The sequence below is a fragment of the Teichococcus deserti genome (assembly GCF_001982615.1).
GTDB classification, from domain to species: domain Bacteria; phylum Pseudomonadota; class Alphaproteobacteria; order Acetobacterales; family Acetobacteraceae; genus Pseudoroseomonas; species Pseudoroseomonas deserti.
Genome location: NZ_MLCO01000250.1, coordinates 1 through 26,785, shown reverse-complemented (window position 1 = coordinate 26,785; position 26,785 = coordinate 1). Strand labels below are relative to the sequence as shown.

Here is a 26,785-nt window from a genome sequence, read left to right as displayed (position 1 = left end):
CGCTGCCGCGGCAGCGTCGGGCGAGGGCCGCGAATCCTCCGGGTTGAGCTGCCCCAGCAAGGCGAGCAGGCCGGGAAGATCGGCCTCGACGGCCGGGCGGATCGCCGGATCAGGTCCAAGAGGGCCAAGTCCAAGAGGGCCAAGTCCAAGAGGGCCAGGTCCAAGAGGGCCAGGCGAAGCGGGGCGCGGCGCCGCGGGTCTTCCGGCGCCGCCTGGCATCAGGCCGGCTCGCCGGCGCTGATCGCCCCCAGGGTGAACCCGAAACTCTCCTCGAAATGCGTCTCCAGCGAGGCGATGGCGACGTCGTTGGCCCCGCCGCGGTTGAAGTTCAGGTAGAGGCTGCTCTCGTAGTCGGTCTCGACGAAGGTGCTGCTGCGATAGTCCATGTTGAGGATGAAGGTCTGCACGCCACTGGCCGCCAGGTGCCAGCGGAACCACAGGTCGTCGGCGGTCGGCGCCAGCTTCAGCGCCTCCTCGATGTTCAGCACGCCGATCGGGAAGAAGGCGGTGTTGTAGAGGATGCCGTCCTTGCCGGTGGGCAGGATGAAGTGGCTCGGATTCTCGTCGATCCGCGTGCCCATCCAGCTGCGATAGGGCGCGATCTTGTTGTCCTTGACGATGATCCGGTGCCCGCGCGAGGCGATGACGCAGCCATAGGTCAGGTAGGCGTCGACCAGACCGCGCAGCCAGTCGGCCGGGTAGATGGTGTCGTCGTCGGCCGTGACCACCAGCTTGGACAGGCCCCAGTTGCGGTGCAGATAGGGCAGCAGCTTCCGGTAGGGGCCGAAATTCGGGCCTTCATGGATCTGCAGCCGCTCGCCCGCGCGGCGCTTCAGCGCCTGCAGCGCGCGCGGCAGGGTCGGCACGCCGGCATCCAGCAGATAGGGCTCGGGCGACAGATGCAGATGCAGCTGCAGCTCGCCGTCATAGTCCTGGTCGAGGATCGACTGTAGGGTCTCGCAGATGGTGCCCATCCGCGAGCTGATCGAAGTGAGCGAGACGTCGATCTTAGGACGCGGCATGGGCGTCATCCTCCTGGAAGGCACGCAGCGGGAAAGGCAGGATGGTCCGGTGGCCAGCGTCGATGCCGAGGCCGTCGCGGCGCAGGTTGCGCAGCGAGCGGCGGCGGCTGATCTGCGTGCGGAACAGCTGCAGATATTCGGCGTTCTCCGTTTTGGTCTTCTGCGACAGCGTCGTCGAGGCGGCGAAGCACAGCATCGGTGGCGCCTGCAGCAGCTGGATCGCCTGGCCGCCGAAATAGCTCTGGATGCGGTCGCGCATCTCGACGTCGCCGCGCGAGCGCACCTCGGCGAAGACGCCGAGCCGCTCGAAGGCGCTTCTGCGGAACATCGAGGTCATCGGCCCATCGCCGAAGATGGCGAAGTCCATCTCCATCTGCACCGCGCCGTAGCGGTCGATGCGGATATGCGGGGTCGAGACCAGCTGCGCCGTCGGATGGGCCGCGAAGGCCGCGACCTGCAGCGCGAAGCGCTCCGGATGCGACCAGTCGTCGGCGTCCTGGATGGCGATGAACGCGCCGGCGGCTTCGGCGATCGCCAGATTGCGCCCGACATAGGGGCCGCGGTTGGCGTCGAGGCGACGGTACTTCACCTCCGGGAATTCGCTCTGCAGCAGCGCCTGGATGGCGGCACTGGACTCGGCGGCGCTGGCATCGTCGACCAGGAAGATCTCGACCGCCGCATGGGTCTGGTCGCGCAGCGACTGCAGCGAGCGGCGCAGCAGGGCGATGTCGGGGTTGAAGGCCGACACGACGACCGAGACCAGCGGCCCCGGCGTCTTCGCCAGCCCGGCGCCGCCGAGCTGGCGCGAGGCATTGGCGAAGACCTCCTCGGCGCTGTCGCCCTCGATGGCGAAGGGACGCGCCGTGGTGCCGGCGAAGCGCTCGGCGACGATCTCGTTCAGCATGGCATTGTCACCCAGGATGGTGTGGGCGACGGCGTTGATGTCGGAGCGGGCGGAAAGGAAGTCGGCCGCCTTCAGCTCCAGCAGGGTGGCGCGGTCGGACAGCACGACGGCGGCCAGCTTGCGGTGGTGCAGGCCGCGCTGGCCGGGAATGGTGATGGCCTCCAGCGCGAGGGCGCGCAGCTCGTTGCTCAGGCTGCGCATGCCGTCCATCAGCTTGACGAACTCGATGCTGGAGACGTCCAGCGCCTCGGCGGCCAGCTGGTAGACGGCGCGGCGGTCGCCGGCGACCACCGCCTGGCGGAAGCGGGTCGGGAAATCCACCGTCGCCGCGATATCGGCCAGCAGCCGCGCATGCGTCACCGCCGCCAGCGCCGGCGCCAGCTCGGAGCCGAGCAGCGCGTGGAAGCAGCGCAGGATGGCCCTCTCCTGCAGCGCCGCGGGATCGTTGCGCTGGAGCATGCCGAGGCACAGCAGCATCACCGACTCATCGCCGTAGCGGCGCAGGCATTCGGCGATGCGGAACAGGAACTTGCGGTTGCCGGAGCGGCCGCTGATGACGAAGGCCAGCACCACCAGCAGGCGGTGCCGCGGCAGGCAGCAGGCCAGCAGCTCGAAGAAGGGGACGATGTAGGAGACGTCCTTGACGCAGATCTCCTGCGCATAGACCGCCAGGTTGGCGGCGATGCGGTCGGCCTGCCGCGCCTGGCGCGCCAGGGTGAAATAGGTCATCAGCTGGTCGGCGGGCAGGGCCAGGATGATGTCGGGCCGCTCCGACAGACGGCAGGCGAAGTCGTCGGCCTCCTGCGCCAGGGCCAGCGCATCCGGCGAGGCGACGTCGAGGCTGCGCAGCGCGGCGGAAGCGCCCTTCGCCGTCGGATCCTCGACGAAGCTGAGCATGGCGTGGCGCAGCGCGGCGTGGTGGCGCAGGATCGGCGCGGCGAGCCTCTCCAGCGGCCAGTGCACCGCCAGGTCGAAGCCTGCCACGTATTTCTGGTCGATGCTGCCGAGCAGGAAGATGTCGTCATGCGTTCCGGCGGGCAGCGGCAGTCCGGCGACATGCCGGCGCATCCGCGGCAGCGCGGTCTCGGTCAGGGCGAGCCGGCTGGCATAGGCGATGCCCGGCGGGCCGAGCGGCGTCACCAGAAGCCCGGCGAAGCGCGCGGCGGCGGCGGCCGGGTCGGCCAGGATCGCCGCCATCGGCACCACGCAGGCGCTGCGCAGGGCCAGCAGCGCCAGGCCGTCGCGCTGCGGCAGGTTGACCGCGAGGGTCCCGGCACTGCTGTCATGCGCCAGGGCAAAGCAGGAGGTCAGGTACCGGCCGCCATAGGACCAGAACTTCTGCACCGCCTCGACCAGGTAGTCGGGATCGCTGGGCGTCCAGCGGTCGACGAACAGCACCGGCTTGGGCAGCAGCCGCGCCTCCGGCGCCGCCAGCCCTTCCACCAGCGCCGCCAGGCCGCGGAAGACCAGGCATTTGTCGATATTGACATAGGCCGCCAAATCGACGGCCGGATCCTCGCAGACGACCAGGGCGAAGGCCTCGGCCGGGGTGACCGACGGCGCCGCCGCGCCGGCGCGCGAGGGCATCAGCAGCTGCAGGGCAAAGAGCTCTTCCGTCGTCTCGTCGCCCGGCGCCGCGGTGAGGCCCAGCAGGCGCCCGGCCTGCTCGGCGCCCGACATGTCCTCGGGATAGCCGACGACGTGCTTGGCCCAGCCGCCGCGCGACAGGCGGGACTTGCTGGTGATGCCGATCGCGGCGCCGTCGTCGAGCTGCAGGCTGCCCATGAGGGCGGCGATCAGCGGCGAGGCCGGGACCTCGCGGCACAGCACCAGCTTGCGGCTGGCCGGCGCGCCCGGCGCCTGCTGCGCCCACGGCAGCACGTCGGCGACGAGGTGCAAGGCCTTCAGCGCCTCCCACCCCGCCGCCGGGATGCCGCTCTCCAGCAGGACCAGCAGCGGCTGCGGCGGGGTCAGGGCGCGGGCGAAGCCGTGCGACTGGCTGCGGGCGATGGCGCGGAGGAAGTCTTCCTCATCGGCGGTCAGCCCGTGCCTGGCATCGAAGGGCTTCAGCAGATGCTGGGCCAGGCCGGCCGCCTCGGCCTCCAGGGCCGGCTCGCCGGCGACTGGGAAATGGGTGGGCAGCTTCGCCGCCGCCAGCACCCCGTTCAGCGCCGGCAGCACGCCGGGCTGCTCCGCCGTCGCGACCAGGCCGGCGATGACCTCGCCCACCGTCTGCGCCGCGGACCCCTTGATCAGGCGGTAGACGTCGATGAGGCGGAGCAGCTTGCGCAGCACCGCGCCGAGCTCGGAGTCCGGCTCGGCCACCGACGCCTCGAGGAACTTGTAGCAATAGGGCTGCTCAAGGTCGGCGAAGCGCGCGAGGATGGTGTCGACCGCCTCGCTCACCGGGATCTCGCTCTCGCCGCCGCCGCTGCGCAGCGCCTTGAAGATCTGGTCGGCATGGCGCAGGAAATGCCGCGATCCGATCAGCCGGGCCAGCAGCGCATCGGCCAGCATGCCGTCGGCCTCGGCGGCGCCGCCGCTGCGGCTGGGCGCCGCGCCACGCAGCAGGACAAAATACTCGGTGATCAAAGCATCGGTGACAGGCTGCTGCAGCAGCGACTGGACCCCAGGAGGATAGCCGGCAATGCGCTGAAGAAAACGCATCGAGACGGGTTTGTTCATAGAGGCTTCTCTATCCTTCCACGAGGCCGCGCCACAGCTCCCTGCCCGGCAGCCCGCAGGTTTCCAGGCCGGAAAGCCGAGCCTTGACCGGTCGGCGCAACTCTTAGCGCAGTTTTACCCTGGGCACACCCGGCTTGTGCAAGAGCGTTCACCCGTTAAAGATTTGTTTATCGGGGCGCATGCGGAAGTGATGGATGACAGAACCACATCTATTCTTTGATCAAAAGAGTAGTTGTTGAAATTCTGCCTCTGTTTTGGAAGATTTGATCTTGGAAAGTGGCAAGTTAATATTTTTGCTATAGAGATGAATTTACTTCGCAGCCGACATCATCGGATACTTGATTTTTCTCTCCACGCAACCCGCCGTCCGGCGCTGTGACCGGGTTCCGTCCCTCACACTCTCTCAAGCAAAGAAGACGTCCTGCGCCGTCAGCGCCGCGTGCTCCAGGCGCAGGGTCGAGGCGCCGAGCGCCAGCAGCGTCCCGTCGCCCTCGGTGCGCAGATAGGGCTGCAGCGCCTCCCAGCTCTGGACGGCGAAGCCGCGCAGCAGCAGGCGGTCCCCCTCGCCCGCGTCGAAGTCGGTGATGCGGTCCGCGCCGCTGCCGGCCGAGAAGACAAAGGTGTCGGCGCCGTCGCCGCCGGTCAGCACGTCGTTGCCAGCCGCCCCGTCGATCCGGTTGTCCCCGGCATTGCCGATGATGACATTGGCCAGGGCATTGCCGCGGGCGTCGAGGTCAGCGCCGCCCTGCAGCTCCAGCCGCTCCACCGCCGCGGTCAGGCTGTAGCTGATCCAGGCGCGCACCGTGTCGATGCCCTGCCCGGCCAGTTCCACCACCTGGTCGCCGGCATCGTCGACGATATAGATGTCGTCGCCGAGACCGCCGGCCATGCGGTCGGCGCCGCTGCCGCCCTCCAGCAGGTCGCGCCCCTCGCCACCCCAGAGGCGGTCGTCGCCGGCGCCGCCGAACAGCCGGTCGTTGCCGGCGAAGCCCCAGAGCCGGTTCGCCGCCGCATTGCCGCTGATGTCGTTGGCCGAGGCATTGCCCCGCCCCTCCAGCGCCGCGGCGCCCTGCAGCTCCAGATGCTCGACATTCACCGGCAGGGCGTAGCTGATCCAGGACTGCACCCGGTCGAAGCCGCCGAAGCGCAGCTCGACCACCCGGTCGCCGGGATCGTCGACCAGATAGACGTCGTTGCCGCCGCCGCCCAGCATCCGGTCGGCGCCGGCGCCGCCGAACAGCAGGTCGGCTCCCGCGCCGCCGGAGAGCTGGTCGTCGCCGGCGCCGCCCTCGAGCCGGTCGTCGCCGCCGAGGCCGCGCAGGATATTGGCCAGATCGTTGCCGAGGATCGTGTTGGCGGTGGCGTTGCCGGTGCCGGCACGCGCCTGGCCTTGCAGCAGCAGCTGCTCGACCGCCTCGGACAGGCGGTGGTTGACCCAGGCATGCACGGTGTCATAGCCCTCGCCGGCCAGCTCCACCACGCGATCGCCGGCATGGTCGACGACATAGCTGTCATCGCCGGGCCCGCCCTCCATGCGGTCGGCGCCGGTGCCGCCATCCAGCCAGTCCTGCCCGGGGCCGCCGACCAGCCGGTCGTTGCCGGCGCCGCCCCAGAGCACGTCGTCGCCGGCGCGGCCATACAGGGTGTCGAAGCCGCGGCCGCCCTGCAGCCGGTTCGGCCCGTCGGTGCCCAGCAGCACGTCGGCGCCGTCGCCGCCGATGGCATGCTCGATCACCGTGCCGGCGGCGAGCGTCACCCCCTGCCCTGCGATGCGGCTGACCATGCCCGGCGCCAGGTCGATCCAGGAGCCGCTGCTGACCGCCGCCGTGTTGAGCGTGTCCTCGCCGCCGGCGTCATGCAGCACGGCGCGGGACGGATCCTGCGCCGCCAGCAGGGTGAACTCGTCGGTGAAGACCAGCTGGGTGTCGGCGCTGGCGGCGCCGCCCAGCAGGGTCAGCTGCCAGCCCAGCAGCTGGCCCTGGCCGCCGCCGGCGGCGTCGTCGATGCGCAGCACCCAGCCGCCGCCGGCCGCCTCGCCCAGGAAATGCGTGCTGGCCAGGGTGAAGGTCAGCCGGTCGGTCGGGGAATCGTATTGTCCCTGGTGCAGCCGGTCGAGCAGCACGCTGGACGTGCCCGAGGGCGAGAACAGCAGGATGCGCAGGTCGCCGATCAGCGCATGGGCGAGGTCGATGGTGAGCTCCGCCCGCTCGACCCGCAGCGGCGCGTCGACGAAGGCGGTGGCATAGCTGCTGCCGCCATCCGCCAGCGCCATGCCAGCCCCGCCGGCGCTGGCCTGCCGCAGGTTGTAGACGTGGTTCTGCAGCGTCCAGGATTCCGCCAGCCGCACCGCGGCGCGGGCGTCGATCAGCCCGAAGCCGGCGCTGCGGGCGACATGCATGCCGCCGCCATTCCAGTCGTCGGCGGCGTTGAAGCTCCAGTTGGCCCGGGCCGCGTCGGTGATGCGCGCGGTCATGGCGATGATCGCCTGCACGTCGCGATAGCCGAGATTGGCATTGGCCTCGAGCATCAGCGCCGCGGTCGCGCTGGCCAGCGGCGCTGCCCAGGAGGTGACGGCCGCCGGGGCCACCGCCAGCAGCGCGGCGCCCGGGTTGGAGAAGCCCTGCACCTGGCCCGCCCCGTCGGTCGCGCCGATGGTCATGGTGTAGCGGTTGTTGGAATAGCTGTGGGTGTTGACGTCGTCGCCATAGGCGCCGTCATTGCCGGCCGAGCGGACGATCACCGTGCCCAGCCCCCAGCGCCCGCGCGCCGCCGCATCGGCGATCGCGGCGGCGGCGCCGGCATAGGCGGGGTCGCCGAAATTGTCGCGGAAATGCTCGCCCGAGCGGCTCCAGGAATTGTTGGAGACATCGACCTGCCATTGCAGGGCGAGCATCTCTGTTTCCTGCGCGACGGTCCGGTAGGAGCGGCTGTCGAAGGCGAAGGCGACCAGGCTGGCTCCGAAGGCGGCGCCCACGCGCTCATAGCCGTTGTTGGCGCGCGCGCCGAGCACCAGCGCCACCTGGCTGCCGTGCTGCGAGCCTTCGGTGCCGTCGTCCAGCGTGGTCTGGCCCGAGGCCCAGCCGGTGCGCGTCAGGTCGAAGCGGTTGGCAAGCTCGGGGTTGGACAGGTCGGGGAAGGTGTCGACCAGGCCGATGCGGATGCCGGCGCCGGAATACTGGCCGTAGAGCGGCGACAGGTTGATGCCCGTGCCGCCGCGCAGCTGCCACTGCAGGCCGTAGCCCGGGTCGTTGAAGCTGGCCATCCGGGGGGCGATTCCTGCGCAGCGACGAGGTTGTCGTTGAGGGGCCGCACTGGATCACGCGGTGGTGACCGGAATATGAAGATCCGGCCGCCACTCCAAGATTCTTTTGCAGAAACCGCGCTTTTACATCTGTTTTTTAATGGCTTTCCCGCGGAGGTTGCGAATCGCCGACGCGGCAATTCGCAACCCCCCCCGTCAAGCTTCAGGCTATCTTCATGTTCCAGAAGACCAGCACCTGCTCGGCCACCACGTCGCGCAGGCTGGCGACATGGCCGGTGATCACCTTGTAGGAGCCCAGCGGGATGGCGAAGACCTCGTCGAAGGCGATGCGCTGCATCTGCTCGACCAGCTGCATCTGCTTGGCCTGGTCCGGCTCGAGCGCGAAGGCGTCGCGCAGCCGCTCCATCTCGGCGCTCTCGGCCCAGCCGATATAGCCGCGGCGGCCGCGGCCATCGACATTCAGGTTGATGATCGGGCTCATCAGGTCGAGGTCGCTCCAGATCCCCCAGGCGATGCTCCAGCCGCCCTGCTCGACGGGATCGGGCTTGTTGCGCCGGGCCAGCAGGCTGTTCCAGTCCATGCTGTCGACCTGGACGTTCATCCCCAGCTTCTTCAGCAGCTGCTCGGTCACCGGCGCCAGCGCGCTGCCAGAGGCCAGGTCCGCCGGATGCAGGATGACGACCTTCTCGTTGTTGTAGCCGCTCTCCTTCAGCAGGCGCTGCGCCGCGGCGAAGTCGGGCTTCAGCACCGCGCCGACCTCGGTGGCATAGGGGGAATCGCAGGTGAAGAAGGCGTGGCACTCGCGGCTGAGGCTGTCGTCGCCGATCTGCGCCGCCAGGTAGTCGGCCTGGTTCACCGCCATCATGACGGCCTGGCGCACCTTCTTGTTGTTGAACGGCGCCTGCGCCCAGTTCAGCCGCATCAGCAGGGAGTTGCCGATGCCGCGCGGCCGCATCACCACCTGGCGGTTGCGGCGCAGCAGCAGCATCTGGTCGGGGCCGACATTCTCCATCACCTGGACCTCGCCGGTGGCCAGCGCATTGGCGGCCGTCTGCTGGTCGGCGATCTCCAGCCATTCGACGCGGTCGAAATGCACCACCTTGCCGCCGGCGAGGCCGCTGGCCGGCTCGCTGCGCGGGCGGTAGTCAGAAAAACGCTCATAGACCACGCGGTCGCCGGAGCGGTATTCGCTGGCGACGAAGCGGAAGGGTCCCGACCCCACCACCTCGGTGATCCGCTGGTCGGCCGGGATGTCGACCAGGCGCTTGGGCAGGATGAAGGGGACGGGACCACCGGGCTTGCCCAGCGTCTCCAGCACCAGCCCATAGGGGTGCTTCAGGACGAGACGGAAGCTGCGGTCGTCCACCGGCTCCAGCGAGGCCGTGGCGTTCATCAGCCGCGTGCCCATCAGGTCGCGCCGCCACCAGCGGCTTAGCGAGGCGACGCAATCGGCCGAGGTCACCGGCGCGCCGTCATGAAACTTCAGCCCCTCGCGCAGGCGGAAGGTGTAGGTCAGCCCGTCCTCGGAGCGGGTCCAGTCCTGCACCATCTGCGGCTGCGGCCGCATCTGCGCATCCATGGCGAAGAGCGTGTCATAGACCAGATAGCCATGGTTGCGGGTGATATAGGCCGTGGTCGCATAGGGATCGACCACGCCCAGCGTCGCATGCATCACCGCCTTCAGCACCCGCCGGTTGCCGCCCGCGCCCTGCGCCAGGGCCGGCGCCGCCAGCGGCAGGCCGGCGGCGAGGGCGGCGCCCCCTCCCAGTCCGGCCTGCATCAGGCCGCGTCGCGTGGTGAGCAAAGCCATGGTTCGGTTCTCCGGCAGAGAGAGGGAAGCGGGAAGGCTGCGACCCGAGGCCGCGGCCGGCAAGCGCGTCAGTTGGCGCGGCGGCGCGGGTCGGGCCAGAAGGAGGTGCCGGCGCGCGCCAGCCCGCCGCCCATGCCCATGGCCACGCCGTCGGCGCGCCAGCAGGCGGCGCCGGTCATGGCCGCGCCCGCGAAGCCGATGGCGCCCATGCCGCCCGCCACATGGTCGACCGGGGTGACCTGGTGGCCGAGAGCCGCGAGCCCCGCATGCACCTCGGCCGGAAAGCCGCGCTCGACCTCGGCATCCTGGCCATGGGTGAAGACGCGGGGGGCCTCCACCGCCTCCTGCCAGGACATGCCGTGGTCGACGACGTTCAGCACGAACTGGAACACCGCCGAGGGGATGCGATGCGCCCCCGGCAGGCCGACGGCGAACAATGGCCGCCCGTCGCGATGCCCGAGCATGGCCGAGATGCCGCTGGTGATCCGCTTGCCCGGCTGCAGCGACAGCGCGTTCCCCGGATGCGGGTCGAAGAGATACATGTAGTTGTTGGGGATGATGCCGGTGCCCGGGATCATCACCCGCGCGCCGAACAGGCTGTTGATCGTCTGGGTCGAGGTGACGATGTTGCCCGCCGCATCGGCGATGGTGACATGCGTCGTGTTGGCCGATTCATTGCTCAGGATGCGGGCACCGAAATTCCCGGCGCGGTCGAGGGCGATCTCGGGCCGCCGCAGCTCGGCATAGGCTTTCGAGGTCAGCTTCTCGACGGGGACGTCGACGAAGGCGGGGTCGGCGGTGGCGGCCCGGCGGTCGGCGGCGGCGATCTTCAGCGCCTCGATCACCAGATGCAGCGTCTCCACCGTGCCGAAGCCGGAGGCGCGCAGGTCGAAGCCCTCCATCAGGTTCAGCATCTGCAGCACATGCACGCCCCCCGAGCAGGGCGGCGGCGGGCCGACCAGCTCGACGCCGCGATAGGTGCCGCGGACGGGCGCGCGCTCCACCGTGCGATAGGCCTCGAGATCGGCCAGGCGCATCGGCGAGCCCTGCTGCTCCAGCCAGGCCGCGACCTTCTTGCCCAACGCGCCGCCATAGAGCCAGCCTGGCCCTTCGGCGGCCAGGCCCTCCAGCGTCGCGGCGTAATCCGGCATGGTGATGCGGCTGCCGGCCTTCAGCGGCTCGCCATTGGGAAGGAACATCGCCGCCATGGCCGGGTCGAGGGCCAGGTCGATGGCGCTCTCCACGATGCAGGCGGCCAGATACGGCGTCACCTCAAAGCCGCGGCGGGCATGGCGGATGGCGGGTTCCAGCACGGCGGCCAGCGGCAGGGTGCCGAAGCGCTCGAGCGCCTCGCACCAGCCCTTCAGCGTCCCCGGCACGGCGATGGCCAGCGGGCCGCGGCGGTTGGCGCGGTTCTCCGTCTCCATATAGTCCGGCCAGGTGTCGGAAACCGGGGTGTACTGGTCCGGCCGCGACAGCGCCGGCGCGGTGGAGAGGCTGTCGATCACCACCTCGCGCCCATCGGCCAGGCGGATGACGGCGACGCCGCCGCCGAAGAAGCCGACCATCATCGGCTCGACCACGGTCAGGGTGAACAGCGAGGCCACCGTCGCGTCGATGGCATTGCCGCCCATCGCCATCATCTCCATGGCGGCGGCGGAGGCCAGCGGGTGGTTGGTGACCGCCATGCCGCGCTCGGCGGTGACCGGCGTCTTCTCGCAGGCGAAGGGGGTGCCGGCGCGGGCGCGCCAATTCTCGGTCATGGGGCGGCGATCCTGGTCAACGATCCGACCGAGTATCGCGACGCTTTTCCGGATCAGTCCAATACGTGGCTGGACGAGATTCGATAAGTCCGACGTCTCAGAGCTGCGCCCGGGCATGGCGGACGAAATTGCGGGCAGCCGGCGACCCTTCGGTCCGGCGATGCGCCAGCGCCAGCTCGGCCAGCACCGGCGGCCCGGCGAGCGGGCGATAGGCCAAGCCCGGCACCTGGACGCAGCGCAGTGATCGCGGCACCAGCGCGACGCCCAGCCCCACCGCCACCATGCTGACGATGGTGACGAAATCCCGCCCCTGCGGCCCCATGCGCGGGGTGAAACCGGCGGCCCGCGCCGCCTCCAGCGTGTGGCGGTGGAAGCTGACCGAGGGGCCATGCTGCGGGGTGATGAAGCTCTCACCCGCCAGATCCGCGAGATCGATGGCGCTGTCCTGCCCGGCGAGCGGATGGCGGTCCGGCAGGGCCAGCAGCACCGGCTCCTGCAGCAGCGCCAGGCTGGCGACGCCCAGCGGCAGGGCCACCGGCGGGCGGATGAAGCCGATGTCCAGCCGGTCCTCGGCGATGGCGTCCAGCTGGCGCTGCATCTCCATCTCGGTGATCTGCAGCTCGACCTCCGGATGCGCCTCCCGGAAGCTGCCGACCAGCGAGGTCAGCACGCCGGTATAGGCGGCCGAGGCCGTGTAGCCGATGGCGATGCGCCCGACCTCGCCCCGCCCGGCCCGCCGCGCTGCCACCAGCGCCGCCTCGGCCTGGGCCAGCGTCTTCCTGGCCTCGCCCAGCAGCAGCTCGCCGGCGAGCGTCAGCTGCACCGCGCGGCGGGAACGGTCGAACAGCGCGGCGCCGACGATGTCTTCCAGCGCCCGGATCTGCTGGCTGAGGCCGGGCTGGGCGATCTTCAGCCGCTCGGCGGCGCGGCCGTAATGCAGCTCCTCGGCGACGGCCAGGAAATAGCGCAGGTGGCGCAGCTCCAGCCGCGCCCGTGTCGGACGGCGTCCCGCAGGCATCTTTTTTCTGAGAACTCCGGCTTATGGCGAATGCGCTGCCGGCATATTGGACCAATGGCGTCGGAGGCCGCAATCTGGGCGTCACGTCGCCAGTCAAAACGGGAAGAACAATGGGACCGCTTGCGGGAATCCGGATCCTGGACCTGACCACGGTGGTGATGGGGCCCTATGCCACCTCGGTCCTGGGCGACATGGGCGCCGAGGTGATCAAGGTGGAAAGCCCCGAGGGCGACATCCTGCGCCAGGTGGGCCCCAGCCGCAGCGGCGAGATGGGTGGCCTCTTCCTGCATGCCAACCGCAGCAAGCGCAGCATCGTCCTTGACCTGAAGCGCCCCGAGGCGCGCGCCGCGCTGCTGAAGCTGGCCGAAAGCGCCGATGTGCTGATCCACAACCTGCGGCCCCAGGCCATGGCGCGGCTCGGGCTGGATTATGCGGCACTGGCGGCGGTCAACCCGGCGATCATCCATGCCGGGGCCTTCGGCTTCGGCCAGGACGGGCCCTATGCGGCGCGGCCGGCCTATGACGACCTGATGCAGGGCATCGCCGGCATCCCGTCGCTGATGGCGCAAAGCGGCGGCGGCACCCCGCGCTACGTGCCGGTCAATATCGCCGACCGGATCGTCGGGCTGCATGCCGCCATCGCCGTGCTGGGCGCGCTGCAGCACCGCAGCCGCACCGGCGAGGGCCAGAGCATCGAGATCCCGATGTTCGAGACCATGGCCAGCTTCGTGCTGGGCGACCATCTGGGCGGCATGACGCATCGCCCGGCATTGGACCAGGGCGGCTATGCCAGGCTGCTGACGCCGAACCGCCGGCCCTATGCCACCGCCGACGGGCATCTCTGCGTGCTGATCTACAACGACAAGCATTGGCGCAGTTTTTTCGGCGCCATCGACCGGCCGGACCTGGCGGCCGATCCGCGCTTCGCCAGTCACGCCAGCCGGATCCGCCACACCGACGCGATCTGCGCCGAGCTCGCGGCGATCCTGGCCACCCGGCCGACCGCCGAATGGGAAGTGCTGCTGGACGCCGCCGGCATCCCGCACACGCCGCTGCACACGCTGGACAGCCTGGTGGAGGACCCGCATCTGGCGGCCGTCGGCTTCTTCACCGAGGAAGACCACCCGGCCGAAGGCCCGGTGCGCGGCATGAAGGTCGCCAGCCGCTGGAGCGCCAGCCAGCCCGAGCCCTCCCGCCTCGCCCCGCGCCTCGGCGAGCACACCGCGGAAATCCTGCGCGAGGCCGGCCTGTCCGAGGCCGAGATCGCCGCCGCCACGGCGCCGCCCGGCTGAGGCTTGCCCCGCGGGCGCGGCCGGGTCGATAGTCGGCGCCGACATCCCGAAGGGAGACATGGCGATGACGACCATCCTGGCCATCTCCGGCAGCCTGCGCCGGCAATCGACCAACACCGCTTTGCTGCGCGCCGCCGGCCAGCTGCTGCCGGCCGGCGCCAGCCTGATCCTGCACGGCCTGGCCGATATCCCCATGTATGACGACGACGTGCGGCAGCAGGGCTATCCAGCCCCGGTCGAGGCGCTGCGCCGGGCGGTCGCCGCCGCCGATGCCGTGCTGATCGCGACGCCGGAATACAACCGCTCCTTCTCCGGCGTGCTGAAGAACGCGCTGGACTGGGTGTCGCGGCCGCCCGCGGCACCGCTGGCGGGCAAGGCCGTGGGGGTGGTCGGCGTCAGCCCGGGCGCGCTCGGCACCGGGGTCGCGCACTACCAGCTGAAGCATGTGCTGACGGCGATGGGCGCCTTCGTCGTCCCCGGCGCCGAGGTCATGGTCGGCCATTCCGCCCAGAAATTCGACACCGAGGGCCGGCTGACCGACGAGGCCACCCAGAAGTTCCTGGCTGCCCATCTGGAGCGGCTGATCGACCTGGCGCGGCGGCTGCGCTGAGCCGCCGCGGTTCCGTCCTTATCCCAGGCTGATCCCCGACAGGGCGGAGAGCTCTTCCGCGATCGATGGCGCCGCCGCCAGGATGGGCGCGCCACCGGCGGCGTCCGCCTGGGCGATGAAGGGGCTGACCCGCGCGCCGGCCTCGGCCAGCACCACCAGCGCGGCGGCGACGTCCCACAGGTTGATGTGCAGCTCGACATAGGCGTCCTGGGTGCCGGCCGCGACATCGGCCAGGCCCAGCGTGCCCGAACCGCCGGCGCGCAGCATGGCGCCCTGCCCCATCACCTTCTGCACCATCGCCTGGAAGAGCGCGTCCGGCCGCCGCGGCGACCAGCCGCATTCGACCATGGCGCGGTCCAGCCGGGCCGTGGCGGCGGCGCGGATCGGCGCCCCGTTCAGCGTGGCGCCCTGCCCCTTCCGGGCCAGGAACAGCTGGTCCAGCTGCGGCGCGCAGATGGCGCCGAGCAGCGCCTCGCCATCCCCCACCAGCCCGATCGAGACGCACCAGCGCTGCCCGCCATGCGCGAAGTTCGAGGTGCCGTCGATCGGATCGACCACCCAGCGCAGCGTGCCTTCCCGGTGCAGCCCGGCTTCCTCGCCCTGGAAGCCGTCTTCCGGGAAGGCTTTCAGCAGTTCTTCGGACAGGAAGCGTTCGACGGCGCCGTCGGCCTCGGTCAGCCAGTCCTGGCCGAGACCCTCGGATTTCAGCACGGCGTCGCCGGCCTTGGGGCGGAGGCGCAGCGCCATGGCGGCGGCCTCCTGCGCCAGGCGGCCAGCGACGGACAGGCGGTCACTCAATTCGGTCATGCGGATTCCTGCAGCGCGCGACGCGCCTCGAGGGCGGTCACGGGATCATCGGTGGTGAAGACGTCGACGCCAAGCGCCAGGATGCGGCGGATGGTGGCCGGCCCGTTCACCGCCCAGGCGCCGACGCCGAGATTCTCGCAGCGCAGCGCGTCCAGGCTGTTGGCATCGCAGACGCTCTGGTGCAGCCCGACCGCGGTGACGCCGGCGCCCCGCACCGCGCCGGCGACGCCCGCCGCGCCCAGATCCTTCCAGCACGCCAGCGACACCAGCCAGATCGACGGCCGGGCGAAGCGCCTGCTGGCCGCCGCGGCCGCCGCCTGGGCCAGGTCGAAGGAGGTGATCACCGTCCGACCCAGCAGCCCGCGCGCCTCCAGCGCCGCGACGACGCGCGGCAGCAGGCCGGGATAGGCGCGGCCCTCGGCGTCGCGCTTCAGCTCGATGCGCGGCACCAGCGGCGTCGGCGCGAAGAGGTCCAGCACTTCTTCCAGTGTCGGGATGGTCTCGCCATCCGTGCCCTTCAGCCGGATGGCTGTCAGCGCGGCGGCGGTCTGCGCGCGGAGCGGCCCCTGCCCCTCCGTGGTGCGCTCCAGCGTCGCGTCATGCAGCACCATCACGGCGTCGTCGGCCGAGAGATGCACGTCGAACTCGACCTGCTCCACGGGCAAGGCCGAAGCCCTGCGGAAGGCGTTCCGCGAATTCTCAGTCCAAAGAATGGCTCCACCCCGATGGGCGGCGATCTGCGTGGTCATCAGGCTTTCCAGTTGCTCGCCCGAAAGTCCATGCCGAAGGACTGGCCGGGCTTCCAGGGCAGGTCGCGGCGCTTGGCGGTGAAGTTCACCGTCTGGTGCAGCACGCTATAGGCGGGATCCTCGCGCTCGGCGATCTCCAGCATGCGGCGGAAGGCGCGGCGGCGCTCGGCCTGGTCGACCGAGCCGTCCAGCACCGCGCACAGTTTTCCGAACTCCTCGTTGCGCCAGGCGCCGACCTGCCATTGCTGGCCCTCGGGACCATGGGCACGCGGCATGGAGGCGGTGGGGTCGTTGAAGGCGGCGCTGTTCGACCAGTCCCAGATGCCGCGCGCGCCTTCCTTCGACAAGACCTGAGAAAAATTCTCCCGCGTCTCGATCTGCACGTTCAGCCCGACCGCGCGCCAGCCCTCGACCAGGATCTGCGCCGTGGTGACCTGGCCGGTATAGTAGTTGTTCAACAGGCGGTAGGGGATCGGGTCGCCCTTGTAGCCGCTTTCCTTCAAAAGCCGCTTGGCCTCGTCCGGGTTGAAGGCGGGGACGTTCCAGTCGGACTGGTACATCTCGCCATAGAATTCGAACTGTTCCCCGCGCGGGATGCTGGTGCGGCCGCCCCAGAGCGCGTCGACGATGCTCTGCCGGTCGATGCTGTGGGTCAGGGCGCGGCGGATGCGGGCATCGGCCAGCACCGGATTGGTCTTGTCGAAGACCGACAGCCGCATGTTCATGATCAGCCCGCCGACGACATGCTGGCGCGGGCGGCGCTCCACCTCCTCGATCAGGTCGGGCGGCACGTCGCAGGCGAAGTCGGCCTCGCCCGAGGCCAGCATGTTGAGGCGGGAGGACACCTCCGGCACCTCGACGAAGCGGATTTCCTTCAGCGGCGGCCGGCCGCCCCAATAGGCGTCGTGCGCCACCAGGCGCAGCAGCTGGTCGGGGCGGAACTCGGCGATGGCATAGGGGCCGGTGCCGACCGGGCGGCGGGCCCAGTCCAGCCAGGTGGGGGCGGCCTCGAAGGCGGCCCGGCTGACGATCATGGCGGCGAGCTGAGCGAAGCGCCCCTCGATCGCGGGCGTCGGCCGGTCATGCACCAGGCGGACCGTCTGGGCGTCGCGGATCTCCACCGCGACCAGCCCGGGGAAGGACCGGCGGGCGATGGCGGCCGTCTCCGGCGGCGGCGCCTTGCCGGCGGTGCGGCCGGGGACGCTGCCGAACAGGTTGCCCCCCGACGCGGCGACGCCCGACCCCATCCGCTCCGCGCCGAAAGAGAAAGCGACGTCTTCGGCCGTCATCTCGCGGCCGTCATGGAAGCGCACGCCGGGGCGCAGCGTCACCTCCAGCACCCGGTCGTCGATGCGGCGCCAGGCGGTGGCCAGGCCCGGCTGCAAGGTCAGGTCGCCCAGCCAGTCCTGCGCCATCAGCGTCTCGGCATAGGAGGCCATCAGCCGGGTCCCGACATTGGAGCTCTCGCGCAGCGGCTCCAGCGTGTTGGAATTGGCCAGCTTCTGGACAGCGACGGTGATGGTGGGCCGGCTGTCGGCGGCGCTCTGCGACAGCGCAGGGCGGGACAGCGGCAGCAGCGCGGCGGGCGCCAGCAGCAGGGAACGGCGGGAGAAGGTCATCGGGCGCCTCCGCGACACGGGGGGAAGAAAGACGCGCTGCCTTAGACGCTGGCTTTGACAGGGCCGTGACGGTTGCGCGTCGGATCGATGACAGCGCCGCGCGCAAGCGTGATCGCGCCACCTGTCCGGCTGGCGCGATGCTGATTTGCCCGGGGTCACCGGCCCTGCCCAGGCTGGTGGCCCCGAAGCCCAGGACAGGAGCCTAAGGTGCCGCGCCGCCTCCCGACACGAAAATTCCTGCCGATGCTGGCGGTCCTCGCCCTTTGCGCCGCGACGCCGGCGCCGGCCGCGACGCCGCAGGAATTCGGCGGCATGCGCTTCGAGATCGCCGAAGGCTGGACCCGCCGTGACGCCCGCGACGGGGTGATCCTGCAGCGCAGCTACGTCACCACCGATTCCCGCGGCCGCCGCAAGACCGGCACGGCGCTGATCCAGCTGTCGGTCGCCAAGCCCGCGCAGGGCGCCCCCCTGCCCGCCGCCTTCGCCCAGTTCATCGCCGCCGGCCTGCCCGAGCTCACGCGCGAGCGGCCGCTGATCAAGGGCCAGGGCATCACCACCAACGGCCACGCGATCATCTTCGAGGAGCGCTGCTGCGGCCGGCGCAACGATGTCAGCCTCAGCGGCAATTTCGTCGGCATCGGCACCCCGGCCGGCTACCACTTCTCGCAACTGGTGATGATGAACATGGAGCGCGACCAGCGCCGCGAGGCGGAGGCGCAGTACGAGGCGATGATCCGCAGCTTGCTGCTGGCGCCCGACGACGAGCCCTTCCGGCTGACGCCGCCGCGCGGCGCCGGCGGGCTGGACGGCATCTACAGCTATCTCGACACCGGCATCCGCCCCAATGCCTTCGGCGGCACCGATTTCTACGCCGACAACAACATCACCGTCTTCGATCCTTCCGGCCTCTACAGCACCGAGATCCCGAAGGACGGCATGACGCTCCAGGCGCATTGCGCGGCGACGCCCTCGGATTGCGGCTTCTACCGGCTGGCGGGCAGCCAGATCGAGCGGCTGGAGGTGCGCCGCGGCTATGGCGTGCTGGAGCGCGACAGCGACGACTTCGCCCGCAACGGCGACGACCTGAAGATCGGCAGCCGCGACTATCGCCGCATTCCGCCGATTCCGGCCGGGACCCGGCTGTCCGGCACCTGGCGCTACTTCTTCGCCTCCGTCGGCACCGGCGCCTTCAGCTCGGGCTCGGTCGCGGTCGAGCGCCATCTGCAGCTGACCCCGGACGGGCGCTTCACCCGCAGCGGCTTCTCCGGCGCCAGCATGACCAACAGCATCGGCGGCAGCACCACCGGGGTCACCACCGGCAGCGACCGCCCGGTCACCGCCGGGCGCTACGAGATCGACGGCTATCGCCTGACGCTGATCGGCGACGACGGCGCGCGCGAGGTGCAGAGCATCTTCATGGCCGATCGCGGCTCGGACGGGCTGCTGGTCATCAACGGCAACAACTACCTGAAGCAGGAGCCGGAAGGGCAGCGCAGCAGCCGGCGCCGCTAGGGTCCATAGCCTGGGGAAGGCTTGGGGCAGCCCGCTCCCGCCGTTTCCTGGATCGGGTGATCGGCGATGCCACCCCCCGGCCAAGGGCCTGCTAGGCGGCCTGCAAGGCCCCCGCCAGCGCCACCCGGTCGCGCCCCTGCCGCTTGGCGGCATAGAGCGCGGCATCGGCCGCCTCCACCAGGCAGGCCGCCGCCCCCGGCGCCCTGGCGCCGGGCGGCAGGGCGGCGACGCCGATGCTGATGGTCACCCGCCCGGCCGGGGCATCGGCATGCGGCAGGTCCAGCGCATGCACCCGGCGGCGCAGCGCCTCGGCGACGTGGGCCGCGGCCTCGGGTCCTGTCGCCGGCAGGAGGACCGCGAATTCCTCGCCACCATAGCGCGCCGCGACGTCGCCGGCGCGCTTGGCGGTGACACCGATCGCGGCGGCGATGGCGCGCAGGATCCGGTCGCCCTCCTGGTGGCCATAGCGGTCGTTATAGGCCTTGAAGCAGTCGGCATCGACCAGCAGCAGCGCCAGCCCCTGTCCCGCCTCGGCGCGGCGCCAGGCTTCGGCCAGGGCCTCGTCGAACTGCCGGCGGTTGGCCAGCCCTGTCAGCCCGTCGGTCGCGGCCAGCGTCGCCAGCCGCTGCGCGAGCCCCGCCAGCGCCCGCTCGGCCGCCAGCCGCCGCAGCATCTCGCGGCGGAACACCAGGCCGAGGCCGGCGACCGCGGCGCAGAGCAGCGCCAGCAGCGGCCCGAAGATCAGCGCGCGGCGCCACCAGGCGGCATAGATCTGCTCGACCGAGAAGGCGACGCTGACCACCAGCGGCAGCTCCCCCACCTGGCGGAAGGCGTAGAGCCGGCGGATGCCGTCGGTCACCGCGGTGCCGACGAAGCTGCCGGACTGGCGGGCCGCCATGTACTGCACGGTCGGCGCCTGCGACAGGTCGCGGCCGAGATCGTCCTCCCGCGCCGGGTGGCGGACGATCATCCGCCCGTCGGTGCCGAAGAAGGAGACGGCGCTGTCGCGGCCGAGGTCGAGCCGGCTGAACATGTCGTGGAAATAGGCCAGCCGCAGCGCCCCCATGACCACCCCGTCGAAGCGGCCGTCGGGGGTGTCCAGCCGGCGGCTGAGCGCGATGCTGGCGTCGCCCTGGCGCAGCCGGCTGCGATAGGGGCGGCTGACATAGAGGCCGAGATCGGGCTCGGCGCGGTGCGCGGCGAAATAGTCGCGGTCGGCCAGCTGCAGCGGCGGCACCGGCAGCTGCACCGAGGCCTCCCGCACCTGGCCCAGCGTGTCCAGCACCAGGATCGAGCCCAGATACTGCGCGGTGACGGCGCGGTCGAACAGCGCCATCTGGCGCACCTCGGGCTCCGCGTCGTTCAGCCCGGGCTGGGCCAGGGCGGCGGCGGCGCCCTGCAGCGACAGGTCCAGGTAGTGGAAGTTGCGGGCGATGTCGCGCTCCAGCGCGAAGGCCAGGTTGCCGGCCTCACGCTCGGCGCGGCGCCAGGCGTCCTGCCGCTCCTGCCAGAGGGTGGCGGCGCCGGCGGCCAGGATCGCCGCCATCACCACCATGCTGACGGCGGTCAGCCAGCCGACGCGCCGGGTCAGCCGGGCGGCCTGGCGCGCCACGGCATCGTCCGAGGGCGGAGGCACGCCTTCGGCGGCGGGGGCGGGATTTCTCGCGACGTCCTGCATCCTGAGGTTCTTAAGCCGCATCGGGCGAGAAAGTTCACCCTGCCCCGGCGCGTCTTCACGCAAGCTTGCCCGGCGCCGGCCATCATCGCCTGCGCAACGGCCGAGCCGACGGGCTGGACCCTGCGCGGCGCCGGTGGCAAGGCTGGATCCGCCCACAGGATGGCGCAGGAGGGTTCATGGCTGGTTACCTCGACCGCGGCGAATGGCGGAGCGGCTGGGGCCATGCCAGCCGCCAGGGCCGCTTCGACCGCGCGGCCGCCCAGCGCCGCAACTGGATCACGGCCGATGGCAGCCCTGGCCCCTCCGGCCGGGGCGGCTTCCGCGCCGAGCCCGGCCGATATTTCCTCTACGTCGCCCGCGCCTGCCCCTGGGCGCATCGGACGGTGATCTTCCGCCGCCTCAAGGGGCTGGAGGGGATGGTGGGCCTGGCCGTCACCCACTGGCTGATGGCCGACCAGGGCTGGACCTTCGAAGCCGCCCCCGGCGTCATCCCCGACCCCGAGGGGGCGCGGGCGGTGCATGAGATCTACACCCGCGACGACCCTGGATACTCCGGCACGGCGACCGTGCCGGTGCTGTGGGACCGCGCGCAGCGCTGCATCGTCAGCAACGAGAGCTCCGAGATCATCCGGATGTTCAACAGCGCCTTCGACGGGGTCGGCGCAACGCCTGGCGACTACTACCCGGAGGCGCTGCGGCCCCGCATCGACGCGCTGAACGCCCGCATCTACGACACGGTGAACAACGGCGTCTACAAGGCCGGCTTCGCCACCAGCCAGGAGGCCTATGCCGAGGCGCTGCATCCGCTTTTCGCCAGCCTGGACTGGCTGGAGGACATGCTGTCGCGGCAGCGCTTCCTCTGCGGCGAGGTGCTGACCGAGGCCGACTGGCGGCTGTTCACCACGCTGCTGCGCTTCGACGCCGTCTATGTCGGCCACTTCAAGTGCAACCTGCGGCGACTGGTCGACTATCCGGCGCTGTGGTCCTACACGCGCGAGCTCTACCAGATGCCCGGCATCCGCGAGACCACCGATTTCGACCACATCAAGCGCCACTACTACATGAGCCACGACCGCATCAATCCGACCGGCATTGTTCCCGAAGGCCCGCTGCTGGACTTCGAGGCGCTGCCCAGCCGCGGCTTTCCGCCCGCATGAAGCCGGCCCTGTTCCTGGCGGCAGGCCTGGCGCTGGCCGGCTGCGCGGCGCAGCCCGCCTGGGACGGCCGCCGCGGCTATGGCGGCAGCGGCGACTATGGCTACGACCTGAATGCCAACCGCAGCGAGGCCCGGCAGTACCGCGCCCAGGCGGCCGGCGCCTATCCGGTCCCGGGCCCGCCGGACGATCCTTGGGGCCCCTATATCCGCGAGGCGGCCGCCCGCTTCGCCTTCCCGGAGAACTGGATCCGCGAGGTGATGCGCCAGGAATCCGGCGGCCGGCTCTATGCCGCGGACGGGTCGCTGATCACCTCGCCCGCCGGCGCCATGGGGCTGATGCAGGTGATGCCGCAGACCTATGACCTGCTGCGCCCGCGGCTTGGCCTGGGGATGGACGCCTATGCGCCGCGCGACAACATCCTGGCCGGCACCGCCTATCTGCGCGAAATGTATGACCGCTTCGGCTCGCCGCTGTTCCTGGCGGCCTATAATGCCGGCCCGGACCGCGTCGCCTTCTATCTGAGCGGCGCCAAGATCCTGCCCGACGAGACCGAGACCTACGTCGCCCGCATCGCGCCGCGGCTCGGGCCGGCGACGGTGGAGATGGCGGCGGCGCCTGGCGTCCCTTATGCCGCCCCGGCGCCCGATCCGGCGGCAGCGCCCGGCGCCCTGGCCCCGGGCAGCGTGGTGGCCACGGCGCCCGCCGCCTCTGCCGCCGCCGGAGGCTGGGGCCTGCAGCTCGGCGCCTTCGCCGATCCCGACAGCGCCCGCCAGACCGCCGAGGCTGCGGGGGCCGAGCTGCCCGGCACCCGCCCCGAGGTTTCCGCCGGCCCCGGCGGGCTGTACCGCGCCCGCGTCATCGGCCTCTCGGCCGACGACGCCCAGGCCGCCTGCCAGGATCTGGCGCAGCGCGGCCGTCCCTGCCTGCCGGTGCCCGGCATCTGAAGCCGAGCCATGGCGGGGCTGTGATCGGCCCTCGGCTTGACTTGGCGGCGCTCAGCCGGCTCCTTTCGCCTCGTGCAAAAGAGCAACGAAAGCGGCGCATGGGGCTGGTGACGCCTGGGCAGACGGCGGCCGCCATCCGGCGCCTGGCCCTGCCGCGCGACGACGCCTTCCCGCACCGGGCCGAGGCGCTGGGCTTCGGCTTCCACACGCCGGAGGGCCGCGAATACTGGGTGCGCGACGCCTGCTATGCGCTGACGCCCGAGACCGTCGACGCGCTGGAAGCCGCCGCCAATGTCCTGGAAGGCATGATCGCCGAGGCGTCGGACCGCGTCGTCCGGCGCGGCGACTATCGCGGCTTCGGCTTCTCCGACCGGCTGGCGGCGCTGGTCGAGCGCTCGCATCACGCGGGCGAGCCGACGCTCTACGGCCGCTTCGACTTCCGCCTCGACCGCCGCGGCGGCATCAAGCTCTACGAGTACAATGCGGAGACCCCGGCCGCCCTGCTGGAAGCCGCGGTGGTGCAGCTCGCCTGGTTCGAGGAGCTGGCAGAAAGGCCGGGAAGCGACCAGTGGAACGGCATCGACGACGCGCTGGTGGCGCGCTGGCCCGCGATGGGGCTCTCGGGCCGCGTGCATTTCGCCGCCGAGGCCGCGCGCGAGGACGAGGTCGCCCAGGTCGCCTATCTGATGGCGACGGCCCGGGCCGCGGGGCTCGATGGCGCCTTCATCGATATCGAGAAGATCTCCCGCGACGCCGAGGGCCAGCTGGTCGAGCCTTCCGGCGATCCGATCGAAAGCTGCTTCAAGCTCTATCCCTGGGACTGGATGGAGGCAGAGGAAGGCGGCGCCCTGCTGCCCGGCAGCCGCAGCCGCTTCATCGAGCCCGCCCGCCGCATGCTGGCCGCCAACAAGGCGATGCTGGCGGAGCTCTGGTCGCTGTTCCCCGGGCATCCGCTGCTGCTGCCGGCCTCGCTCGACCGCGGGGCCGTCGAGGGGCCGGCGATCGGCAAGCCGGCGCTGGGCCTCGAGGGCCATGGCATGCGCATCGAAGGTCCGGGCGCCGCCGCCTCCACCCCGCTGCCCGAGGCGCTGCCGGCGAGCCCCACCATCTGGCAGCAATGGGCGCCGCTGCCCGCGCATCCGACGCCGGACGGCCCGGGCTATCCGGTGATGGGCGTCTGGATGGTGGGCGGCCGCGCGGCGGGCCTCGGCATCCGCGAGGGCCGGGCGCTGGTGACGACGCTGGAGGATCATTTCGTGCCGCATACCGTGCTGTGAGCGCCGCCATGCCGCCTTTCACCCGCATCCCGCTCGCGACACCGGCGCCATTCCGCCGGCGTCTCGACCAGCTCGGCCTGCTGGTCGCCAATGATGAAGGCCTGCCCTATTGGGAAAGCCAGGCGGCCTATCAGATCGGCGCCCAGCCGGCGGCCGCGCTGCTGAAGGCGGCGGAGACGCTGCAGGCGCTGTGCCGCCGCGCCGTCGCCACCATCGTCGACACCCAGGATTTTTCCCCCTTCGCCATCGAAAGTGCTGCGATGCAGGCGGCGATCACCGCCTCCTGGAAGGCCAGCGAGGCGCCGCTCTACGGGCGGATGGATTTTTCCTTCGCGCCCGACGGCACGCCGAAGCTTCTGGACTACGAGGCCGACGGGCCGCTCGGCCTGCCCGAGGCCTCCTATCTGCAGTGGGAATGGTTCGAGGCGTTTCCGGCGGCCGAGCAGAACGGCGCCTCGCAGGAGAACCTGATCTACGAGAAGCTGCTGACGCAGTGGCCGCGGCTGGAGCTGCTGCCGCGCGCCGCCATCGCCTGCGGCGGCGCGACCACGGCCGATGGCCGCCCGGGCGATACCGCCGAACGCTTCACCGCCGAGTACCTCGCCGAGACTGCGCGCGAGGCCGGGGTGGCGCTCGGCCTCTGCAGCATCGAGGCGGTGGGCTGGGACGGCGATGCCCGCGCCTTCACCGACGAGCAGGACCAGCCGCTGGCCGCCCTGTTGAAGCTCTATCCCTGGCACTGGATGGAGCAGGAGCCGAATGTCGAGACGCTGGGCGTCAACCGCACCCGGCTGCTGCCCGCCGCCTGGACCCGGCTGCTCGCCGACAAGGCCTTTCTGGCCGTTCTGTGGACGATGTTTCCGGACTGCCCCTATCTGCTGCCGTCCAGCCTGGACGCGGCGGCGATCGCCGGCGACCGCGTGGCGAAACCCTGTCGCGGCGGCGATGGCGAGGGCATCAGCCTGCCGAACCAGAGCCACGAATCCGGCGCGCCGCTGCTGTTCCAGCAGCATTGCCGCCTGCCCTTCTTCCATGCGCATGAGGGCCGCGCCGCCTATGCGGCGCTCAGCGTCTGGATGGTGGGCGACGCCGCCGCCGGCCTCGGCTTCCGCGAGAGCACCGGCCCCATCACCGATGCCGGCCACCGCTTCGTGCCCCACATCCTCCGCCCCGCCTGACAGAGAGTCGAAACGACATGGCCGCCGCCGACCTGCTGACGCTCTTCCCCGCCACGCTGCTCGACTTCGCCGTCGCCTTCGGGCTGGGTGCCGCCTTCTGGCTGGGCGGGCTGATGCTGGTCGGCGCGGCGACGCCACAGAAGGAGCTGGCGCTGCTGCGCGAAGGCAACCTGCCCACCGCCATCGCCTTCGGCGGCAAGGCGGTCGGCATGGTGCTGCCGATCGCGGCGGTGGCGCGCGCCGCCGGCGGGCCGCTCGACCAGGCGATCTGGTGCGCCGTCGCCGTCGCCGTGCAGCTGCTGGTCCACCTGCTGCTGTCGATCCTGCTGCAGGGCCGGCTGAGGCGCGAGATCGAGCGCGACGAGGTCGGCGGCGGCGCCGTCTTCATCGCCTTCATCCAGATCGGCGCCGGCATCCTGAACAATGCCTGCATGGCGGGCTGACGCCGTGACCACGCGCCGCCGCTCGACCACCATCCGCGCCGCGGCGCTGGTCGGGCTCGGCCTTGGCGTCGCCGCCTGCGACGAGGCGCCGGTGCCGGCCGACACGCCGCAGGACGCCGCGCGGCGCGAGGCCGAATGCAGGGCCGCGCATCAGCGGCTGGGCGCGGACCCTGCCGGCTGCGCGGCGCTGGAGCGGCTGGCGCGCAGCGAGCAGGAAGCCGCCCGGCCGCATTTCGAGACCCGGCTGCGTTGCGAGATGCAGTTCGGCCCCGGCGCCTGCGAAGGCGATGCCGGCACGCAAGGCGCCGGGGCGCTGTGGCGCCCGGTGCTGGCCGGCGGCGCCGCCGGCTACCCCCAGGATGGCGATCCCGGCCCGGTGGTGACCGACCGGCGCGGCCAGTCCTGGGCGCTGCGCGGCGTGCTGCCGCCGGCCATGGTGGCGACGCCGACCAGCGACGGGCTGGCACCCTCGATCCGCCAGCGCCGCGCCTATGCCCGGCTGGCGCCGACCTATGGCGACCAGGCCGCCTGCGAGGCCGACTGGCAGCGCTGCGAGGGCGGCGCCCTGGTGGTGGCCAACCGCTTCGCCGACGACGAGAGCTGCCGCGCCGTCTGGGGGCAATGCACCGAGGCGCGCATCGACCTGCCGGCGACGGCGCAGACGGCGGAAGGCGGGTCCGGCGGCTACAGCGGCAGCGGTGGAGGTGGAGGTGGAGGTGGCGGCGGCGGACGCAGCACCATCTTCTGGTGGAGCAGCTACAACGAGGGCTGGCAGCGCCGCTATGCCGGCAGCTACGCGCCGCGCTACCAGGGCTGGTCCTGGAGCGGCGACCGCCAGCCCGTCGCCGTCTACCGCCGCCCGGGCGTGCATGGCGCGGCCGCCCAGGCCTGGGACAGCGGCAGCCGCAGCCTGGGGCCGGCCGGGCGGATGGTGGCCTCCTCCGAGACCACAGCCAGCGGGCGCAGCAGCGGCACGGTCGCGCGCGCCGGCTTCGGCTCGACCGGCCGCTCGCTCTCGGCGGGGGGCTGAGGCCATGGCCGCCCGCCCTCAGCCC

19 protein-coding genes are annotated in these 26,785 nt (G+C 71.3%); 9 read left to right on the top strand and 10 right to left on the bottom strand.

What is annotated here, in order from left to right:
• Window positions 1-218 precede the first annotated feature (218 nt).
• The 6 genes from BKE38_RS22590 to BKE38_RS22565 form a co-directional block, all read right to left on the bottom strand.
• Window positions 219-1,022, bottom strand: coding sequence for a glycosyltransferase family 2 protein (locus BKE38_RS22590; RefSeq protein ID WP_076959488.1), 804 nt, complete (start codon window positions 1,020-1,022; stop codon window positions 219-221).
• Window positions 1,009-4,611, bottom strand: coding sequence for a glycosyltransferase family 2 protein (locus tag BKE38_RS33460; protein ID WP_076959487.1), 3,603 nt, complete (start codon window positions 4,609-4,611; stop codon window positions 1,009-1,011). Before BKE38_RS33460 ends, BKE38_RS22590 begins: the two co-directional genes overlap by 14 nt.
• Before the next feature lie 403 nt (window positions 4,612-5,014).
• The gene (locus tag BKE38_RS22580; protein ID WP_076959486.1) at window positions 5,015-7,873 is read right to left on the bottom strand and encodes a S8 family serine peptidase; all 2,859 of its coding nucleotides are present in this window, start codon (window positions 7,871-7,873) and stop codon (window positions 5,015-5,017) included.
• Between the two features lie 202 nt (window positions 7,874-8,075).
• Window positions 8,076-9,683 carry an ABC transporter substrate-binding protein gene (locus BKE38_RS22575; RefSeq protein ID WP_207553643.1) on the bottom strand — a complete coding sequence of 536 codons (1,608 nt, stop codon included), beginning with the start codon at window positions 9,681-9,683 and terminating at the stop codon, window positions 8,076-8,078.
• A 68-nt stretch (window positions 9,684-9,751) separates the two neighbouring features.
• The gene (gene ggt / locus BKE38_RS22570) at window positions 9,752-11,446 is read right to left on the bottom strand and encodes a gamma-glutamyltransferase (protein WP_076959485.1); all 1,695 of its coding nucleotides are present in this window, start codon (window positions 11,444-11,446) and stop codon (window positions 9,752-9,754) included.
• Between the two features lie 97 nt (window positions 11,447-11,543).
• Window positions 11,544-12,464: a LysR family transcriptional regulator gene (locus tag BKE38_RS22565; protein WP_076959484.1), complete on the bottom strand. Its 921-nt coding sequence runs from the start codon at window positions 12,462-12,464 to the stop codon at window positions 11,544-11,546.
• A 110-nt stretch (window positions 12,465-12,574) separates the two neighbouring features.
• On the opposite strand from BKE38_RS22565, the gene BKE38_RS22560 reads away from it, so the two are divergent.
• On the top strand, window positions 12,575-13,756 hold the full coding sequence (locus BKE38_RS22560; protein ID WP_076959483.1) for a CaiB/BaiF CoA transferase family protein: 1,182 nt from the start codon (window positions 12,575-12,577) through the stop codon (window positions 13,754-13,756).
• A gap of 64 nt (window positions 13,757-13,820) precedes the next feature.
• Complete coding sequence (locus BKE38_RS22555; protein ID WP_242662545.1) at window positions 13,821-14,366, top strand: NADPH-dependent FMN reductase; 546 nt, start codon at window positions 13,821-13,823, stop codon at window positions 14,364-14,366.
• An 18-nt stretch (window positions 14,367-14,384) separates the two neighbouring features.
• Here the strand turns inward: BKE38_RS22555 and BKE38_RS22550 are convergent, their stop codons facing one another.
• Genes BKE38_RS22550 through BKE38_RS22540 form a run of 3 tightly spaced genes read right to left on the bottom strand, consistent with a single transcriptional unit; the run spans window position 14,385 to window position 17,541 of the window.
• Complete coding sequence (locus BKE38_RS22550) at window positions 14,385-15,173, bottom strand: inositol monophosphatase family protein (RefSeq protein WP_076959481.1); 789 nt, start codon at window positions 15,171-15,173, stop codon at window positions 14,385-14,387.
• On the bottom strand, window positions 15,170-15,922 hold the full coding sequence (locus BKE38_RS22545; protein ID WP_076959480.1) for a glycerophosphodiester phosphodiesterase family protein: 753 nt from the start codon (window positions 15,920-15,922) through the stop codon (window positions 15,170-15,172). Before BKE38_RS22545 ends, BKE38_RS22550 begins: the two co-directional genes overlap by 4 nt.
• Window positions 15,922-17,541, bottom strand: a complete 1,620-nt coding sequence (locus BKE38_RS22540) for an ABC transporter substrate-binding protein (protein WP_076959479.1) — start codon at window positions 17,539-17,541, stop codon at window positions 15,922-15,924. The genes BKE38_RS22545 and BKE38_RS22540 overlap by 1 nt, the downstream gene beginning before the upstream one ends.
• 207 nt (window positions 17,542-17,748) lie before the next feature.
• On the opposite strand from BKE38_RS22540, the gene BKE38_RS32325 reads away from it, so the two are divergent.
• Window positions 17,749-19,053 (top strand): hypothetical protein, encoded by a 1,305-nt coding sequence (locus BKE38_RS32325; protein WP_165694259.1) that lies wholly within the window; start codon window positions 17,749-17,751, stop codon window positions 19,051-19,053.
• A 91-nt stretch (window positions 19,054-19,144) separates the two neighbouring features.
• On the opposite strand, the gene BKE38_RS22530 is transcribed toward BKE38_RS32325, so the two are convergent.
• On the bottom strand, window positions 19,145-20,731 hold the full coding sequence (locus tag BKE38_RS22530; protein WP_165694258.1) for a sensor domain-containing diguanylate cyclase: 1,587 nt from the start codon (window positions 20,729-20,731) through the stop codon (window positions 19,145-19,147).
• 176 nt (window positions 20,732-20,907) lie between these two features.
• Between BKE38_RS22530 and BKE38_RS22525 the strand changes: the two genes are divergently transcribed.
• The 6 genes from BKE38_RS22525 (at window position 20,908) to BKE38_RS33695 (ending at window position 26,760) form a co-directional block, all read left to right on the top strand.
• On the top strand, window positions 20,908-21,888 hold the full coding sequence (locus BKE38_RS22525) for a glutathione S-transferase family protein (protein WP_076959477.1): 981 nt from the start codon (window positions 20,908-20,910) through the stop codon (window positions 21,886-21,888).
• Window positions 21,885-22,832, top strand: a complete 948-nt coding sequence (locus tag BKE38_RS22520) for a lytic transglycosylase domain-containing protein (RefSeq protein ID WP_083747788.1) — start codon at window positions 21,885-21,887, stop codon at window positions 22,830-22,832. The genes BKE38_RS22525 and BKE38_RS22520 overlap by 4 nt, the downstream gene beginning before the upstream one ends.
• A 98-nt stretch (window positions 22,833-22,930) precedes the next feature.
• Complete coding sequence (locus tag BKE38_RS22515; protein WP_083747787.1) at window positions 22,931-24,109, top strand: glutathionylspermidine synthase family protein; 1,179 nt, start codon at window positions 22,931-22,933, stop codon at window positions 24,107-24,109.
• An 8-nt stretch (window positions 24,110-24,117) separates the two neighbouring features.
• Window positions 24,118-25,287, top strand: a complete 1,170-nt coding sequence (locus BKE38_RS22510) for a glutathionylspermidine synthase family protein (protein ID WP_131829687.1) — start codon at window positions 24,118-24,120, stop codon at window positions 25,285-25,287.
• A gap of 17 nt (window positions 25,288-25,304) precedes the next feature.
• Window positions 25,305-25,730: a DUF350 domain-containing protein gene (locus BKE38_RS22505; RefSeq protein ID WP_076959475.1), complete on the top strand. Its 426-nt coding sequence runs from the start codon at window positions 25,305-25,307 to the stop codon at window positions 25,728-25,730.
• Between the two features lie 4 nt (window positions 25,731-25,734).
• Complete coding sequence (locus BKE38_RS33695; RefSeq protein ID WP_076959474.1) at window positions 25,735-26,760, top strand: DUF1190 domain-containing protein; 1,026 nt, start codon at window positions 25,735-25,737, stop codon at window positions 26,758-26,760.
• Window positions 26,761-26,785: the final 25 nt, after the last annotated feature.